Origin of the sequence: Prevotella sp. E15-22 (assembly GCF_023204875.1) — a bacterium.
GTDB lineage: Bacteria > Bacteroidota > Bacteroidia > Bacteroidales > Bacteroidaceae > Prevotella.
Genome location: NZ_CP096247.1, coordinates 1,050,609 through 1,067,382 on the forward strand (window position 1 = coordinate 1,050,609; position 16,774 = coordinate 1,067,382).

Here is a 16,774-nt window from a genome sequence, read left to right on the forward strand (position 1 = left end):
TATGATAGCATATAAATATCGTTCAGGAAGAGGCCAAAAAGATGCCCAGGGAAATGATATCTTTGAAAGGGACATTAATATGTTGGCCAAAGATACGATTTATGTTCCTACGGTTGCTCAGTTGAATGATCCAACGGAAGCACTCGTGGATGACAGAATCTTCGAGATGCAACTGGAGCTTTTCAAGAAACTGGGTGCGAAGGATAGTATCAATATGGTAAGGGAACGATATATTGAATTTTATGAAGGCATCATTCGGGACTCTGGTATATATTCCCTCAGCAAAAAAATAGATAATGAGTTGATGTGGGCTTATTATGCAAGCGGCCATAGCGGATACGCTATTATCTTTGACACCGATGTACTAGCTCGGTCGTTTGAAAATGGAAAATGGGGAGGTATGTATGAGATAGATGTAAATTATTCAAAGAAACTTCCCAAATTTGATATTTCACGTTTACGCAGAGAGAATGATGTGACTGTGGCATTATCATGTCTCGTTGGTAACAAGTCGGAGGCATGGGAGCATGAGAATGAACACCGATTGGTGTTTGATAAAGGTGGTAAGAGCCTGACGATTGACTATAGGGCTATCAAGGGATTTGTGTTTGGCTGCAGAATGAAGGACGAGGATATAGACTATGTTATGAAGTTATTTTCGGGCCGGGATTTGGATTATTATAAGATAGTTCTGAAAGATAATACATACAAGTTGTTATTGCAGGAATTGAAAGACAGATATCCTGATGCAGATAAGTACTGCCCGAACAAAGTTGAATATGATATAGAAAAACTCATTGAGTGGGACCGATATTCAGATGGTGTTGGGTATAAGTATCGCCCGTTTGTTGAAGCAGCCATGAGCGAGGTGAGCAAGGAACCGTTTCTTACAGGTATTTCTCATTTTGTTGTGACGGACGATGGAAAGTATCCGCATATCTTGATTTGGGCAAAGGTAGATCAAGATGGCTATGTGCGTCCAATGAAGTCGTTTGAGTATGACATAATTAATGGAAAATTGGTTAGAAAATAATAGTGTTGGAGAATAAAAAAAGGTCGGCAATGCTATTTCGGCATAAGGGACAATAATAAATGAGAGAAATGGAGAAATGGACTAATTCAAAGGGGAATGTTTGTTTCCGATTCCCAATGCGTAAAACATTCGAACGGCCGTGGATAATAATAACAGCGGTAGTTCTTGCTGCTGCAACATGCAGTGTGGAGTTTTTCGTATGGGACAGTTATAGGTTGCTGGCCCCAGTATCCTTTGTCCTTTTTGTCTTCTTCTTGTGGTGGACAGATATTCCGACGCGGGGCAATGAAGCAGTTATTTCTAATGTGGTTCATGAAATAATGGACAATGTGGTAAATGAAGATGCAAGGGCAGCAGGTTCGAAGGTGGTTAAAAGCTTAGTGAATCATGATAGCAAAGGAACTTATGGAATAGTCGAGGCTAGTTGCTTTCTGGTATTATTGGATAACGAGAAGGTCTGGGAATACCCATTGATTTATCATAAGTCTAAGAAAAGAGGGGCCTATTTTGAGTGCGAAAGGAATCATATTGTAAGTAAGAATCAAAAACATATACGAAGCATTAATCCAAAGAGGTGGAGACGTTTTATAGAGAGTCTCAAAATGTCTGAGAATGCGACCTTGTGGACTTTGCTGAGTACTATCGTTATCATTGGCGGATTGTCTTTTGCTGGCTTCTGTTGGCTGATGGAAAGATATAAGTGGTGGCTGATTCTGTTTTTTATAGGCTATCTATGTATTTATTCTTTGTCTGAATGGTTATATTCTAAGTATCCAAATAAGTTGCTGAATGTCATTAGGTGGGTTGTGACGATACCATTTGCTGTCTTGTATATTATAATTCATGCAGGTTTACCTTTCATAACTATAGTAGGTACATATTTTTTTGTGGCATTATTTGCTTTTGGCTTACCGGCTATCATTTTGACAGCATTCTCGCATTTGGGGTGGTTGGATCTCAAACCCGAGACTATAGCATTTATTGTTTTTACAGTCGGATCTCTACTGTGTTCAAACTCATATAGGGCAACGAAGTGCATGATACGCTATTCTCCATTACGTGACTGGGGCAATCATGAATATGAATCGTATAAAGAACGATTGGCTATCTATTTAATTCATCCGAGCAATGTGATATTTATTTTATACTTTGTGTATCTAGTTTTCCTAGCAGTGTCTGGATACCTTCAAATTGAAAAAGGAGTCTATCTTGTATCAGAAGGATTTGACTCTGCTATTTTAAAAGCATTTTTGGTGTTTATTGCTTTCACCAACATGAAGGTTAAGGCAAAGGTCGCCGAAGTGGAGGCAAAGGAAGTGTTTAGAAAGACGATGGGGTTGTTTGTACATGATAAGTAAGTCTAAAGTGAAAAGAATACTCTATAATATCGTGAAAGGGAAGAGAAAATGAATAATGATGACTATCTGATAAAACTTAAGAATCCAGAGGTTTGGTTTGAACATGCCTTTGCTCAAAAGATGGTGGCGGATAAATTGCTTGTAGATGTCATCATGAAGAAGGATTTCTTGCTGAGCCTTAGGAAAGAGTCGAACCTGAACAAATACGTTGCTTTGTGGTCAAATGCATTGTATCACTACGGTATTGGGATTGAGAATGGGCTAAAGGGAATCATCGTAAAAAATCAGCCGGAGTTGGTTAACTTTGAAATATCGGGCGATGATGTTATCTTGCATGATATTGGTGGAAAAGCGAGTAGGAATCATGATTTGTATTCTCTTGCTAACCGTGCGGGAATGCTGGATAGAAATAATGATTATCGTAAAGGCGGATTTGGAGGGAAACTTACAAAGAATGTACTCCAAAGCTTGTCAGATATGATTCGTTGGGCCGCTAGATATCCTCTGCCGAATAATTCTGCCAAGGTTTTCAGAATGGATGATGATGTACCGTCGGTATGTGTGTATGGATTTCATGTCTTGGATGTAATCTGTCCTATATTTGATTATTTCAAGAGCTTAAGAGAGCTGAATGGTGAGGTAGATGAGGATTATTTGGAGGAGTATCTTCATGGGGTAACAAAGAAAGCGGAAGATTTGATGAGGAAATCTCAAGAAAAGGTGAATGGAAATGACACAGGAAGAACGGTGGTTGGTGAGATATAAGGAGGTGATGGAGTTCTTGGAAGAGAACCATCGGAATCCATCTAAACATCGGATTGAGGAGCATGATATGCTGAACTGGGTGAAGGCAAATCGGAAGGCGATGAATGCGGGGAAGATGAGGTCTGAAAGGATGGAGGCTTTCGGGAGACTGATGGCTTTGATGGAGGAGTATAAACGGAAGAATCAGTATGAATAGGATATGGGAAGGTCAGCCGATGGGCTGGCTTTTCTTGGTTTATATGGGGCATACGGAAACCATGGAAAGTCTCAAGCTAAAGCGTGAGGATAATATACGGGATTTGTAGATTATCGCAGATGAAATAATAAAAAGATAGGTTGAAAAAGAAGATTTTGGTATAAAAATGTGATTATATTGGAAAATATTCCTATCTTTGCGCCCAGAAAACGTAAATGACTAAGGACTGTATAGTAGAAATTAACTTGGAGCGTCTGCACTATCTCTTGAGGTTGTATAACCTTTCGGTAGGGGAGTTCTTGGCGATGCTTAATAGTGGACACAAACGGGCGTTAAACCGCGAGGAGGTGTTTACTAATGAGATGTCTATGGCTTTGTTGAAGCGTATAGATAAAATATTCAATAAGGGTATATACTACTATATTGATTTTACGCCAGTGTCGCAGGGGTCTCATGCAAGTATATTTTTCAGGAAGCAGAGTTTTAATGGTCAGCTCAATTTGGAAGCCCGGAAAATGGTGGACAAATTTGAAACTCTGAAAAATACGCTTGATACATACAATGTGTTGGCAGATGTGTCTTTTGAACGTCAGTTGCCATCATTTACCGTAAAGGACAACCCTCGGGAAACGGCTCGTGTGATTAGTGGACTGCTGAAGATGAGAAGCCATAAGGACGAGAAGGATCATCTGAAGTTCATAATTAATCAGTTGGCTAAACTAAATATTTATGTGTTTGAGTTTGTTGAGACTTTCAATAAGAAACAGAAGAGTAATGTTGAAGGTTTCTTTATCGCACCAAATGTTATAGTTGTAAAGAGACAACAGGGTCGACTGAAGAGAGAACTGTTTACATTGGCTCATGAGCTGGGGCATTGCGTAATAAATGTGGAAGAGGTTGAAAACGTTTCGGATGAGTTGTCGTCTGGCCTGTCGGAGATAGAGAAATGGTGCAATGATTTTGCTTTCTACCTTTTGATGGGTGATGAAGCTGTAAAATTGGACGGGCTGAAGTATGTCAATGCCAAAAACGACTATGCCCACGACATGATAAAAGGCATGTCGGACGCGACGCATGTAAGTATGCTGGCCATTTACACCCGTCTCGTGATAGAGAAGAAGATGAGTCAGGATGACTACGCGCTCGTGAGAGGTGGTATCATGGCCAATGTGAGACGGGCAGAGGAAAAACGAAAGCAGGAGGCGAAAGATGGAAAATCGGTTATGTCATCTCCACGCCCAATTATTTCGAATCTGTTTCGTGACACCATGCAGTGTGCGCTTTATAGAGGTGTAATAGATGAGGCGACTTTTTGCCAGCAGTTGAATGTGAAACCTGAAAGGATGGAGGCTTACTTGTGATGGAATACTATTTTGATACCAGTTCGCTTGTGGCCCTGGCTCGCTACTATCATCCTTTTGACAAAGACGGACGGCTTTTCGATTTTGTGCGTAACCAATTTCAAAGTAAGGAGATTATTGTTCTTGATGCTATATTGAATGAAGCTAAATTCACTTCTAAGGGTATTGTACTGAAAGCATATCCTTTTATAGTAGAGCAAAAAGACCTTATTGTTGATACGAAGGAGTTGATGCCATACAGTACCAAGAAGTTTGATAATATGGTTGACAAGAACTTCATTGTGGCTGCTTTGGTGAATAATGGGAAGGTGAACTATTCTATAATGAAACAATCTTTCTTGAACAGCGGGGATGGTAAGCTGATTCTCACTATGTATAACCGGTTGCATGATGACAAGGAGGCCAATATATGTATTGTGACAGAAGAATCGAAAACAGGGAATGATGGCAAGATATTTAAGAAGATTCCTGCTCTATGTGAATTTATTGGAGCAAGGTGTATATCATTGGCAGAGTTCTTGTCAACAACGTCATTCCATGTAGCGATGTGATAGTTATTCCTGCAGTTACAACAAATTATAAAAAGCAAACAGCAGTTGCAACCTTATATCGGAGTTGCAACAAGAGGAACGGGGGGACGGGTACATTTTCCGCAACAATAGGAGTTGGCTAAAATATTGGTAAAGTAATGCCAAGACAGGCTAGAGAATCATCAGGAACGGGGATTTATCACGTGATGATGATGGCTCTGTCGCATGAGCCTGATGGTACCCCCGGAGGCAGGAACTACGGAATTACGGATATGACACAGGAGGAACGCTGGCTAGCGAAGTATAATGAGGTGATGGAGGAGTATAAACGGAAGAATCAGTATGAATAGGATATGGGAAGGTCAGCCGATGGGCTGGCTTTTCTTGGTTTATATGGGGCACGTGGAGAGAGTAAGGCGCACAGATTACGCTGAAGACAGTGGGGACAGGTCAGCGTCTCGCGCGAACGTGCATGATTTGACATTAGACATCATGTAGAATTGGAAATGGTGGTTCTGGTGCGCCAGGCACCTCATAAAGAAACTCGGAAACCATGATAAACAAAGGGCTTCCGAGTTTCTTCTTTTTCCTGGAAATTAAGAATTGTAGCGCAAATGTAGCGCACGGGACAGAAGGTCTGTCTATATAAGGATTGGATTATAATACCTCGCATCATTACATGGAAGATACCGGTGCTTGATGGTTTCCTTGGCTGTCTGGGCATGATGTTTTCGTCTTTTGGCGGGCAAAGGTACGAAAAATTTTAGACAGAGAGAATGGAAAACGGGGATTTTTGAACACGAATCACTCGAATATCACGAATATGTAGTACAATAGTTGTAACTACAAGTAACTGCAAAAGCGGCTATAACTTAGTCTTTGAAGTTGTAGCTGTTTTTTTTGCATGATCCGCTTGGGATTCGAAACCATGACCCCATTCTATTATGAATGTCAAAAATAGTAGATAATTTGAAAATATCTAATAAAATATAGATATTATTTGTTTATCACATGATGATGTATAGGGCTCGGTGGCTTTGAATGTGTCTGTGCCTCATATTAAAGATTATGCAAGGGTCATTCACGTTTCAAAGTTTAACGAATTAATGACCGCGAAGGCTCTGTTGGCGAAAACCAATTAAGACTGAAGTGGAGCAAAAATGTGAAAATAGGGCTGATTTCTGATGGAAATCGGCCTTTTTTAGTAAGAAAAACGTTAAAAAGGTTGTAACGTTACAACCATTTAGGGATTTTTTTGTATCTTAGCAGCCGAAATTACAATGATTCGCACCGTATGAAGCATCTGAATATTAAAAAGGCACTGGCGGCATGGCAGGAGTTACAACCTCTATCGGAGAAAGATAGGGAGAGGCTAAGTCGTAGATTCACCGTAGACTTTAACTACAACAGCAACCATATTGAGGGTAATACGCTGACGTATGGGCAGACGGAGATCCTGTTGCTGTTTGGAAAGGTGATAGGTGAGGCTGATGTGCATGCAGTACAAGAGATGACGGCGAGCAATGTGGGGCTGAAGATGATGACTGAGGAGGCTCGCGTGAAGGAGATGCCGCTGACGCAGAACTTTATCCGAACATTGCATAAAACATTGTTGAGGGAGGATTATACGGTGTATCGCAATCTGCCCGGAGGACAGCAAACTAGCTATGTTATTGACGGATTGTCGACTTCCGTCACGACTCGACAATGCTCGAACGAGCTCGGCACTGTGCTCGCTGTTCCGTCAGTTCATGCTGGGCAGTATAAAACTCGACCGAACAGCGTGATTACCCGCTATGGTGACCGTTTTGAGTATGCTTCGCCAGAGGAGACACCAGGGCTGATGACGGATTTGGTGGATTGGTACAATGAGGCTGAAAAGGAAGGGAAGTTGTCGCCTATAGAACTGGCGGCGTTGTTTCACTACCGCTACATCCGCATTCACCCGTTTGAGGATGGTAATGGACGTATTGCCCGCCTGATGGTGAACTTTATATTGATGCGTCATGATTATCCGATGATAGTGGTGAGAAGCCGCAAGAAGAGCGAATATCTGGAGGCCCTGCATCAGGCTGATATGGAAGTAGGGCCTGTGCCTGCAGACGGTGCTCATGCTGAGATAAAGGACATCAGGCCTTTCATGAAGTACTTCAACGAGTTGGTGGCTACGGAGGTGTACAACGATGTGCTGTTTGTGAGCGAGAAGGATGAGAACGTTTGGTGGTATGACGGGGAGAGGATAGCTTTCCGTACGCCGAACTACACGAAGATTCTGAACGCCATGCGCACGCTGCCTACGCTGACGCTGGCAGACATGATGGAAGAAACGGGCATCAGCATGGCTGCCATACAGAAACTGCTGGACAGGCTGATTGAGAAGAAGTATGTGGAGCGGGGCGAGAAGGATGGCAGCTGGCGGGTGTTTGTGACACAGTGATTGATTCCCCCAAGGCCCCCTACATCCCTGCTGTCGCCGTCCCTTGGAAAGGGACTCACAGGTCGGTTACTGCTGCTTTTTTTTGTTGTCGTGGCGCAATAAATAATGTCATAGGTCTATTTTTCTATATCTGAAAGATTTTTATGTTATATAATGTTAAATCCATTGTGCGTTTCTTTCCAATTCTTTCCAATTCTTGCAAGATTGGAAAGTTTTTCTTATTTTTGCCACAAAATTGTTAGATATGAGTATAATAGAAACCCCTCCCCAAATTGATAATCAGGAGATGTTGGATTGTTTAGTCACTTCTCCTCCTGAAGATGTTGCTGCATTGGTGGATAAGATAAATGAAGAATATGAGTATTGGGATACTGTTAAGTACAAAAAGAGTACCCAAAAGTGTTCTTCCAAGAAGTTGTGGACTTATGTAAAGGTCTCTAGGATGAGGAATATGATTAATGTATGGCCTCAATTCAATATGTTTCTTGGCGTTACTAACCAAATGCAACGAATATGTTATGAGCTTGATATGAACTTTGGTGGTTCTTGGGGAACGAGTTCCATAATACCAGGAGACAGTAAAGAGAGATACTTGGTTAGTTCACTGATGGAAGAGGCTATATTCTCTAGTCAAATGGAAGGTGCTGCTACAACACGACAGGTGGCAAAGGAGATGCTTCGCAAGAAGATGACACCAAAGGACAAGTCGCAGCAGATGATAGCTAACAACTATCAGACAATCCAATTTGTAGTCCAGAATCAAGATACACCTTTGACTATAGAACTATTACAGCGCATTCATCGTCTGATGACTGAGAATACATTGGATAATCCTGAGGATGCTGGAAGATTCCGTACAAACGATGATGTGGTGGTAGAAAACGGTATCACCCACGAGATAGTACATCGTCCTCCTTCATATACAGAGTTGCCTTCTTTTGTAAAAGACCTATGTAAGTTTTTTAATGATGAAAAAACGAAGGTCTTTATTCATCCTATTATTCGGGGTATTATTATCCATTTTATGATTGCTTATATGCATCCATTTGTTGATGGTAATGGAAGAACTGCACGAGCTCTTTTCTATTGGTATATGCTGAAGCAGAAGTATTGGTTGACAGAATATCTTTCTATATCAAGGGTTATTGCAAATTCGAAGAAATCGTACGAGAAGTCCTTCTTGTATACAGAAGCAGATGGTAATGATATGGGGTATTTTGTGGCCTATAATCTGAGAGTGCTAGATATTTCATTTAAACAGTTGCAACGTTATCTGAAACGAAAACAGGACGAAAAGAAAGCTGCAAATACGTTCCTACAGTTAGGAGATATCAATGACCGACAGGCTCAGATTATTAAGATGTTTGTTGATAATCCGAAGGAAGTCATCACAGTTAAAGATATTCAATGTAAGTACTTAATTAGTGCTACGACTGCAAAGAATGATATTATGGGCCTTGTGAATCGTGATCTAATTAATGAGTTTGCCTTTAATAAGGTTAAGAGAGGCTATGTGAGAAGTGATAAATTTGAAGATGCTGTCAAACCATTCTTAAAGTAATTCTTTCCAATGTTTAAAGAATTGGAAAGAATTGGAAAGAAATAGAATGTTAGTTAGGCTCTGATTATAATAGCTCAAAAGGTTGTAACCCTACAACCTTTTGGGGAACATTTTGGGCGATATAAGTAAGTTGTTTACGTTAAATTTGGGAAATTAGGGGAAATTTTTGGGGAATTCCCCCTAATTTTGTGTTGGGACAAGGATGAGATGTCTCGACAGGCTCGACATGACAAAGGAGGGGCGGCATGACGGGACTATGCGCGGATGGACATCCATTGCTTGCGTTCGGCATCGGACATCTTTTCGATGGCATAGCGGAGCATGGTGCGAGGCATTTCGTGGGCATGCTGGTGGAGGAAGTCGCGGAGGAGGTCCATGGAGACGCGCTTACCCATTTCTCTTAGCATCCAGCCGACGGCTTTATGCATCAAATCGTGAGGGTGGTGGAGGTGGATCTCGGCATAACGGAGGCACCAGGAGGGGTCGCCCATCTGTGAGGTCTTCCATGAGCAGACGATGCTCATGCGTTGTTTCCACAGGCAAGGGCTTTGGGCAAGGTCATCGAGGACCTTTATCTTATAGGCTTTGTCGCCAAGGTGGCTTGGCAACAGGAGCCAATGGCCCAGAATCTTATGGACAGACAAATCGACCAGGTCCCAGTTGTTGGCTTGCTCGGCATATTTGAGGTACAGTTGAAGGATCTCGTCACGACCTTTTATCGCTTCCTCGTTGTTCTCCAGGCGTTTTGTAGCGAGCTTTTCGAATTTTGCCACCAAAATAAGGAAGCCGCAGAGGCGTACTTCGTGCCAGTGGTTCATCAATAACTCAGGAACCTCTTCTAAAGGAAAGTCCTGGGGTACGCTTTTGACCACCTCCCTTGTCTGGGGCACTTTCAGGCCTAGGAACTCGTCGCCTTCGCCGTACTCGCCTGGGCCGGTTTTGAAAAAGCCCATCAAAACCTTGCGTTGCGCTTCGTTGCGCAACGACTCCATATAAACTATTATCTCCTTTGCTGTCATTTATCTAACTAATTCATCAGGAGCGACCACGGATGACTCGGATTGAACGGATAATCCGTATTATCCGTTAGATCCGTGTTCGTTTATTAATTGACCACGGATTGCTCGGATTTGACGGATTTTTTTTGTTACAATTTATCCGTTATATCCGTTAGATCCGTGTTCGTTTATTAAATTGACCACGGATTGCTCGGATTTGACGGATTTTTTTCTCGTTACAATTTATCCGTTAGATCCGTGTTCGTTTATTAAATTGACCACGGATTGCTCGGATTTGACGGATTTTTTTCGTTACAATTTATCCGTTTTATCCGTTAGATTCGTGTTCGTTTATTAATTGACCACGGATGACTCGGATTGAACGGATTTTTTTCTCGTTACAATTTATCCGTATTATCCGTTTAATCCGTGTTCGTTTAAAAATAGTATTGTTTGTACCACTCAGCGAAATGCCTTAATCCCTCTCTCAGCGTGATCTTGGGCGTGAAGCCATAATCGCGCTCAAGGGCGGTGGCATCGGCATAGGTGGTGGGGACATCACCGGGCTGCATGGGGACGAGTTGCTTGTGGGCCTCGAAATCAAAGTCCTGAGGCAGAACACCGGCACGAACGAGTTCCTCCTGCAGGATGGTGACAAAATCGAGCAGGTTCTCGGGCTGACCGCCACCGATGTTATACACAGCATAGGGTGGGATGGGGAGTCCGTCTTCGCCCTTCTTGCGCTCGGGAGCACCCTGCATCACGCGCACGATGCCCTCAACGATGTCATCGACGTAAGTGAAGTCGCGACGGCAGTTGCCATAGTTGTAGATTTGGATGGTGTCACCCTTCAGCAGTTTGTTGGTGAAGCCGAAATAGGCCATGTCCGGACGACCGGCAGGACCATAGACGGTGAAGAAGCGCAAGCCGGTAGAGGGGATGTCGTAGAGCTTCGAGTAGCAGTGGGCCATGAGCTCGTTGCTCTTCTTAGTGGCGGCATAGAGTGACACGGGATTATCCACACGATCGTCGGTAGAGAAGGGCACCTTTTTGTTGCCGCCATAAACGCTGGAACTGGATGCATATACCAGATGCTCAACAGGGTGGTTGCGGCAGGCCTCCAAAATATTGTAGAAGCCAATGAGGTTGCTCTGGATATAGGCATCGGGATTGGTAATCGAATAGCGCACACCGGCCTGAGCGGCCAGGTTCACGACCACATCAAAGTGATAGTCGTCGAAGAGCTTGTCGATGGTAGGCTTGTCGGAGATATCACCACGAACGAAGATCCATTTATTCGACCACGGATGACTCGGATTTAACGGATAATCCGTTTTATCTGTTAGATCCGTGGTCGCATTATTCTCCAGTTCCCGCAAACGGTACTCCTTGAGGGTGGGGTCGTAGTAATCATTCATGTTGTCGATGCCTACGATAGTGGCACCTGAAAGGTCGTTAAGCAGACGCTTAACAAGGTTGCTGCCGATGAAACCGGCTGCACCTGTAACCAGAATGGTTTTGTGGTTTAAATCAATTTTTTCCATATTCCTTTTTTTGTTTTCGACCACGGATTGTTCGGATTGAACGGATTTTTTTCGTTACAATTTATCCGTGTTATCCGTTAGATCCGTGTTTGTTTATTAATTGACCACAGATGACTCGGATTTTACGGATTCTCACTGCTGCATTTTATCCGTTTTATCTGTTAGATCCGTGTTCGTTTATTAATTGACCACGGATTGTTCGGATTGAACGGATTTTTTTTCGTTACAATTTATCCGTGTTATCTGTTAGATCCGTGTTCGTTTATTAATTGACCACGGATTGCTCGGATTTTACGGATTATTATTTTCAGTTTATCCGTGCTATCCGTTAGATCCGTGTTCGCTTTATACAACTATACGTTCTTTCTCCAGTCCATCAGAACATCCGAAGTTGTAGAGTAAACCAAGCTTGTAGCCTGTGGCATGCAGGTAATTATAAACCTGAGATCTGTGACCATCATCTAATGCACTTACAGCCTTCAGTTCTACGATTATCTTCCCATAGCAGACGAAATCTGCTTTATAAGTTTGTTTTAGCTCTACACCATCATACGTTATTTTCAATTCTTTCTCTCTTTCATACGGAATGCCACGACGTTGGAATTCTATTTCCAATGCTTCTTGATATACTGCTTCAAGAAAGCCATGACCAAGCTTGTTGTAAACCTGGAACGCAGCTCCATTGATAGCATAACTTAGGTCGCTATATAACAACACTGTTTTTTCTTTTTATTAATTGACCACAGATAACTCGGATTGTACGGATTATCTGTTTTATCCGTTAGATCCGTGTTCGCTTATTAAATTGACCACAGATAACTCGGATTGTACGGATGATTATATCCGTTTTATCCGTTAAATCCGTGTTCGCTTATTAAATTGACCACGGATAACTCGGATTGTACGGATCATCCGTTTTATCCGTTAGATCCGTGTTCGTTTATTAAATTGACCACAGATAACTCGGATTGTACGGATGATTATATCCGTTATATCCGTTAGATCCGTGTTCGTTTATTATATTGACCACGGATTGCTCGGATTGAACGGATTTTTTTTCGTTACAATTTATCCGTTATATCCGTTAAATCCGTGTTCGTTAAACGAATCGGGCTCCGTCGTCTGGACGGACCCAGAAGACCTTGAAGGTCTTTTCGTATTCAGGGAACTGGGCGAGATAGCGCTCTGTGAGGGCTTTTTCGATTTCTGCTTTGTGGGCAGGATCGACTAAGGCGATGCAGGCGCCTTTGAAGCCGGCACCAGAGAAGCGACCGCCATAGACGCCGGGGAGGGAGCGCATGATTTCGTAGATGGCGATGAGCTCGGGCGAGCCACACTCGTAGTTGTGGATACTCGACTCACAGCTGTCGAACGAGAGTTTTCCGAAGAGTTTGAGGTTGCCCGTCTCCCAAGCTGTTACACCCTGGCGCACACGACGATACTCGCTATAAAAATGCTCTGCACGACGGGCAAAACGGGCGGGCATGGCAATACGGGTCTTGTCGAAGGTGGCCTTGGGGATATCGCGCAGGAAGGTCTTGTCGAACGTCTTGAGCGGCTGTTCGGTATAGGCCAGCATATTCCATGCGGCCGTCTTACACTCGTACACACGCAGATTGTAATCACTGTTGACAAGTGAACGTGTGAGGCCACTGAAGAAAATGCCAATCTCGAAGGGGATTGTTGAACACGGATGACTCGGATTGGACGGATGATCCGTTTTATCCGAAAGATCTGTGTTCGTTTCTTTTTCGACCACGGATGAACCAAAAGGTATCAGTCGGTATTCGTTAGAATCGCAGTCTAAGAATAAGAGTTGGTCCTTTTTGCTCAGGGCGATGCAGGCCTGATCGAGCAGACCGTTGTTGAGTCCGATATATTCGCGCTCGGCCTCGGAAGCAATTTTTACTACCTCGAAGGGCTGAAGGGTGATATTATTCGCCTTGGCAAACGCCATCACGTAGGCAATTAATACCGCTGCTGAAGATGAGAGTCCACCTACAGGCAGTGAGCCCTGGATAACACCCGTGATGCCTCGCGTGAGTTCGAAGCGCTTCTTGAGGGCGTACTTGGCACCTCGGGCATAGTCGCCCCAATGGCGCTCGCGTACCTGAGAGGGGGCGTCAATATCGAAATCTACGACTCCCTCGAAAGTCTTACTCTCGAGGTGGACATGACCATCCTCGGCAACATCGAACCACAGGTCGACACCCTTGTTGATGGCAAAACCCGTGACCAGACCATGCTGGTGGTCAACATGAGCGCCCAAGGGACATACGCGATAGGGCGAGAAAATGTGATACTGCATAGGTGATAATTATTGATTTAGATGCAAAAGTACATATTATTTCAAAAACTGCAAAAAATATTCAGTTTTTTCTGGTGTTAATGCTGATGTTTGGTAATTAATTCGTAACTTTGGAGCGCGTTTTGTTTAACGAACACGGATTTGACGGATATAACGGATATAATAATCCGTGCAATCCGAGTTATCCGTGGTCAAAATAAATAAAAAGAAAAAATGAAATGTGTTGTAATAGCGGCAGGATATGCCACGAGGCTGGGGGAGTTGACAAAGAATTTCCCAAAGCCATTGTTGAAGATAGGTGAGAACACGATTCTGGGTAGGATGCTCGATGATATCGATAAGATTCCGGAGATTGATGAGCATATCATTATCACTAACCACAAATTCGCTCATATCTTCGAGGAATGGGTTAAAACGACTACGGATGGAGATATAAAAACGAACACGGATCTAACGGATATAACGGATTATCCGTCAAATCCGTGTTCAAAATATAAGAAACCGATTACAGTGGTTGATGATGGTACTGAGACCAACGACACCCGCCTTGGTGCTGTGTGCGACCTGTTGTTTGCGATGGACAAGCTCCAGATTGATGATGATTTGCTGGTGGTGGCAGCGGATAACTTGCTGTTCTTCTCGTTCCAGGAGTTCGTGGACTTTGCGAAGGCCAAGGGGACATCGTGCATTATGTGCCATGAGCAGCCTTCGATAGAGAAATTGCAAAGGACGGGAGTCGTGGAACTCGATGACAATAATAAGGTGTTGGGTATGGAGGAGAAGCCCCAGGTGCCGAAGAGTCATTGGGCTGTGCCGCCGTTCTATATCTATCTGAAGAAGGATCTGGACCTTGTTCGCCACTCGGTAGAGAATGGGTGTGGGAAGGATGCGCCTGGTAACCTTGCCCATTACATGGTGGAGCACACCACCATGCACGCTTGGCCCATGTCCGCCGGAAGATTTGACATCGGAAGTCTTGATACTTATTACGAGGCGGTGGAGAAGTACGGATAATCCGTTATATCCGTTAGATCCGTGTTCGCTTATTAAATTGACCACGGATGACTCGGATTGAACGGATTATCCGTATTATCCGTTAGATCCGTGTTCGTTTTGTCATCTCGAGCTTGTCGAGAGATCTTTTTTTATCTATCCTTTTCTCGCTCACTCCGAGAAAAGGACCAAAAGAGGGGTGCTACCCCCAAGGCCCCCTTCAAAGGGGGATGCAAACGGGAGTCGCGGACGACCGACGACTCCCGTGCCTTTTTGGTATCGCGGGACACGCGATATTCTTTCCTACATCCCTGCTGTCGCCGTCCCTTGGAAAGGGACTCACAGGTTCGCGGATAATCCGTTATATCCGTTAAATCCGTGTTCGTTTATTAAATTGACCACGGATGACTCGGATTGAACGGATTATCCGTATTATCCGTTAGATCCGTGTTCGTTTTATTTCAGCAGGTTGTCAGCTAGCTGCAGAAGAAGGGGCTCATCCGTGGACTTCATGCGCGAACGAATGGTGACCATGGGCTCGATGATCTCGCAGTCCTTCAGGGATTCGATCATGGTGCACATGGTGCGACCTGCGGTGGGGGCCCAACTGCCGTTCTCGATGATACCGAATTTGCGCTTCTGGTAGTTCTTAATCTGCAGGTGGTACAAGAAGTCGTGCATCACGGGGAAGACACCTGCATCGTAGCTCGAGGCTGCTACCACCACCGTGGGATAGCGGAACGCATCTTCGATGACCTCCGCCATATCCGAGCGACTCAAATCACTCACTACAACCTTCTTCGCGCCTTTCTGACGAAGCATCTCCGCAAAGTGCTCGGCAGCCTTGGCCGTGCCGCCATGGATGCTGGCATAGGCAATGAGGATGCCCTCGCTCTCGGGCTCGTACTTGCTCCAGATGTCATACAGACGGATGGCTTCGGCCAGGGCCTCACCCTTGAGTACTGGTCCGTGCAGGGGACAGATGGTCTGGATATCAATGGCAGCGGCCTTCTTGAGGACGCTCTGCACCTGGGTGCCGTACTTGCCACAGATGTTAAAATAATAACGACGGGCCTCGCATGCCCAATCGTCGGTCTCATTAACTAAGGCGCCAAACTTACCGAAACCGTCGGCCGAGAAGAGTACCTTGTCGGTGAGGTCGTAGGTCATGATGACCTCGGGCCAGTGGATCATGGCGGCACCAATGAACTGCAGGGTGTGGTGGCCCAGCGAGAGGGTGTCGCCCTCCTTAACCGTGGTCACGCGCCCCTCGAAATCGACGCCCTCGAAGAAGTTTGACAGCATCTTCACGGCCTGCGCACTGCAAACGAGTTGTACCTGAGGATAGGTCTCCAGCATCCAGGCAATGAGGGCCGAGTGGTCGGGCTCCATGTGGTGAACAACGAGATAATCGGGCTGACGGCCGTTCAGAGCCTTTGTGAGGTTGGTCTTCCACTCGTCGGCCTTGCGGGCATCGACCGTGTCCATGACGGCAATCTTCTCATCGTCAATGAGATAGGAGTTGTAACTCATGCCCTCGGGCACCACATACTGACTCTCGAAGAGATCGATGTCGATGTCGTCAACACCGATATACTTGATGGTATCGCTTATCATATCGTTTTTTAAAATGTCTATAAAGTTAATACATCCTGTCTGCAAAGATACTACAATATTCTGAATCCGCCAA

Annotated in this window: 15 protein-coding genes; 10 read left to right on the forward strand and 5 right to left on the reverse strand. The window is 44.2% G+C overall.

The window, feature by feature from the left end; all coding sequences use genetic code 11:
• Position 1 precedes the first annotated feature (1 nt).
• From M1D30_RS04130 to M1D30_RS04170, 9 genes are all read left to right on the forward strand, one after another.
• Positions 2-1,033: a DUF2971 domain-containing protein gene (locus M1D30_RS04130; RefSeq protein WP_248506551.1), complete on the forward strand. Its 1,032-nt coding sequence runs from the start codon at positions 2-4 to the stop codon at positions 1,031-1,033.
• A 68-nt stretch (positions 1,034-1,101) separates the two neighbouring features.
• Positions 1,102-2,391, forward strand: coding sequence for a hypothetical protein (locus M1D30_RS04135; protein ID WP_248506552.1), 1,290 nt, complete (start codon positions 1,102-1,104; stop codon positions 2,389-2,391).
• A 48-nt stretch (positions 2,392-2,439) separates the two neighbouring features.
• Positions 2,440-3,156, forward strand: coding sequence for a hypothetical protein (locus M1D30_RS04140; RefSeq protein ID WP_248506553.1), 717 nt, complete (start codon positions 2,440-2,442; stop codon positions 3,154-3,156).
• Positions 3,122-3,352 (forward strand): hypothetical protein, encoded by a 231-nt coding sequence (locus M1D30_RS04145; RefSeq protein WP_248506554.1) that lies wholly within the window; start codon positions 3,122-3,124, stop codon positions 3,350-3,352. The genes M1D30_RS04140 and M1D30_RS04145 overlap by 35 nt, the downstream gene beginning before the upstream one ends.
• Positions 3,353-3,567: 215 nt before the next feature.
• On the forward strand, positions 3,568-4,713 hold the full coding sequence (locus M1D30_RS04150) for an ImmA/IrrE family metallo-endopeptidase (protein ID WP_248506555.1): 1,146 nt from the start codon (positions 3,568-3,570) through the stop codon (positions 4,711-4,713).
• The gene (locus tag M1D30_RS04155; protein WP_248506557.1) at positions 4,713-5,264 is read left to right on the forward strand and encodes a DUF4411 family protein; all 552 of its coding nucleotides are present in this window, start codon (positions 4,713-4,715) and stop codon (positions 5,262-5,264) included. The genes M1D30_RS04150 and M1D30_RS04155 overlap by 1 nt, the downstream gene beginning before the upstream one ends.
• A 137-nt stretch (positions 5,265-5,401) precedes the next feature.
• The gene (locus M1D30_RS04160; protein WP_248506559.1) at positions 5,402-5,593 is read left to right on the forward strand and encodes a hypothetical protein; all 192 of its coding nucleotides are present in this window, start codon (positions 5,402-5,404) and stop codon (positions 5,591-5,593) included.
• Positions 5,594-6,537: 944 nt separating this feature from the next.
• Positions 6,538-7,680, forward strand: a complete 1,143-nt coding sequence (locus M1D30_RS04165) for a Fic family protein (protein ID WP_248506561.1) — start codon at positions 6,538-6,540, stop codon at positions 7,678-7,680.
• A 250-nt stretch (positions 7,681-7,930) separates the two neighbouring features.
• Positions 7,931-9,241: a Fic family protein gene (locus tag M1D30_RS04170; protein ID WP_248507731.1), complete on the forward strand. Its 1,311-nt coding sequence runs from the start codon at positions 7,931-7,933 to the stop codon at positions 9,239-9,241.
• 254 nt (positions 9,242-9,495) lie between these two features.
• On the opposite strand, the gene M1D30_RS04175 is transcribed toward M1D30_RS04170, so the two are convergent.
• From M1D30_RS04175 to M1D30_RS04190, 4 genes are all read right to left on the reverse strand, one after another.
• Positions 9,496-10,260, reverse strand: a complete 765-nt coding sequence (locus tag M1D30_RS04175) for a DNA alkylation repair protein (protein WP_248506563.1) — start codon at positions 10,258-10,260, stop codon at positions 9,496-9,498.
• 416 nt (positions 10,261-10,676) lie between these two features.
• Positions 10,677-11,783 (reverse strand): NAD-dependent epimerase/dehydratase family protein, encoded by a 1,107-nt coding sequence (locus M1D30_RS04180; protein ID WP_248506564.1) that lies wholly within the window; start codon positions 11,781-11,783, stop codon positions 10,677-10,679.
• Between the two features lie 345 nt (positions 11,784-12,128).
• A complete protein-coding gene (locus tag M1D30_RS04185) occupies positions 12,129-12,500 on the reverse strand; it encodes a GxxExxY protein (RefSeq protein ID WP_248506566.1) in 372 nt (123 codons plus the stop codon).
• Between the two features lie 382 nt (positions 12,501-12,882).
• A complete protein-coding gene (locus M1D30_RS04190; protein WP_248506568.1) occupies positions 12,883-14,091 on the reverse strand; it encodes a galactokinase family protein in 1,209 nt (402 codons plus the stop codon).
• Positions 14,092-14,304: 213 nt separating this feature from the next.
• Between M1D30_RS04190 and M1D30_RS04195 the strand changes: the two genes are divergently transcribed.
• Complete coding sequence (locus M1D30_RS04195) at positions 14,305-15,105, forward strand: nucleotidyltransferase family protein (RefSeq protein WP_248506570.1); 801 nt, start codon at positions 14,305-14,307, stop codon at positions 15,103-15,105.
• Positions 15,106-15,540: 435 nt separating this feature from the next.
• Here the strand turns inward: M1D30_RS04195 and M1D30_RS04200 are convergent, their stop codons facing one another.
• Positions 15,541-16,701: an FprA family A-type flavoprotein gene (locus M1D30_RS04200; protein ID WP_248506572.1), complete on the reverse strand. Its 1,161-nt coding sequence runs from the start codon at positions 16,699-16,701 to the stop codon at positions 15,541-15,543.
• Positions 16,702-16,774 lie beyond the last annotated feature (73 nt).

What these genes read in the sequence shown, in the direction of transcription:
- M1D30_RS04160 (WP_248506559.1), top strand. Translation starts at nt 5,402, where the DNA reads ATGCCAAGACAGGCTAGAGAATCATCAGGAACGGGGATTTATCACGTG.
- M1D30_RS04155 (WP_248506557.1), top strand. Translation starts at nt 4,713, where the DNA reads ATGGAATACTATTTTGATACCAGTTCGCTTGTGGCCCTGGCTCGCTAC.
- M1D30_RS04200 (WP_248506572.1), bottom strand. Translation starts at nt 16,701, where the DNA reads ATGATAAGCGATACCATCAAGTATATCGGTGTTGACGACATCGACATC.
- M1D30_RS04195 (WP_248506570.1), top strand. Translation starts at nt 14,305, where the DNA reads ATGAAATGTGTTGTAATAGCGGCAGGATATGCCACGAGGCTGGGGGAG.
- M1D30_RS04180 (WP_248506564.1), bottom strand. Translation starts at nt 11,783, where the DNA reads ATGGAAAAAATTGATTTAAACCACAAAACCATTCTGGTTACAGGTGCA.
- M1D30_RS04140 (WP_248506553.1), top strand. Translation starts at nt 2,440, where the DNA reads ATGAATAATGATGACTATCTGATAAAACTTAAGAATCCAGAGGTTTGG.
- M1D30_RS04145 (WP_248506554.1), top strand. Translation starts at nt 3,122, where the DNA reads ATGACACAGGAAGAACGGTGGTTGGTGAGATATAAGGAGGTGATGGAG.
- M1D30_RS04175 (WP_248506563.1), bottom strand. Translation starts at nt 10,260, where the DNA reads ATGACAGCAAAGGAGATAATAGTTTATATGGAGTCGTTGCGCAACGAA.
- M1D30_RS04165 (WP_248506561.1), top strand. Translation starts at nt 6,538, where the DNA reads ATGAAGCATCTGAATATTAAAAAGGCACTGGCGGCATGGCAGGAGTTA.
- M1D30_RS04130 (WP_248506551.1), top strand. Translation starts at nt 2, where the DNA reads ATGATAGCATATAAATATCGTTCAGGAAGAGGCCAAAAAGATGCCCAG.
- M1D30_RS04190 (WP_248506568.1), bottom strand. Translation starts at nt 14,091, where the DNA reads ATGCAGTATCACATTTTCTCGCCCTATCGCGTATGTCCCTTGGGCGCT.
- M1D30_RS04150 (WP_248506555.1), top strand. Translation starts at nt 3,568, where the DNA reads ATGACTAAGGACTGTATAGTAGAAATTAACTTGGAGCGTCTGCACTAT.
- M1D30_RS04135 (WP_248506552.1), top strand. Translation starts at nt 1,102, where the DNA reads ATGGAGAAATGGACTAATTCAAAGGGGAATGTTTGTTTCCGATTCCCA.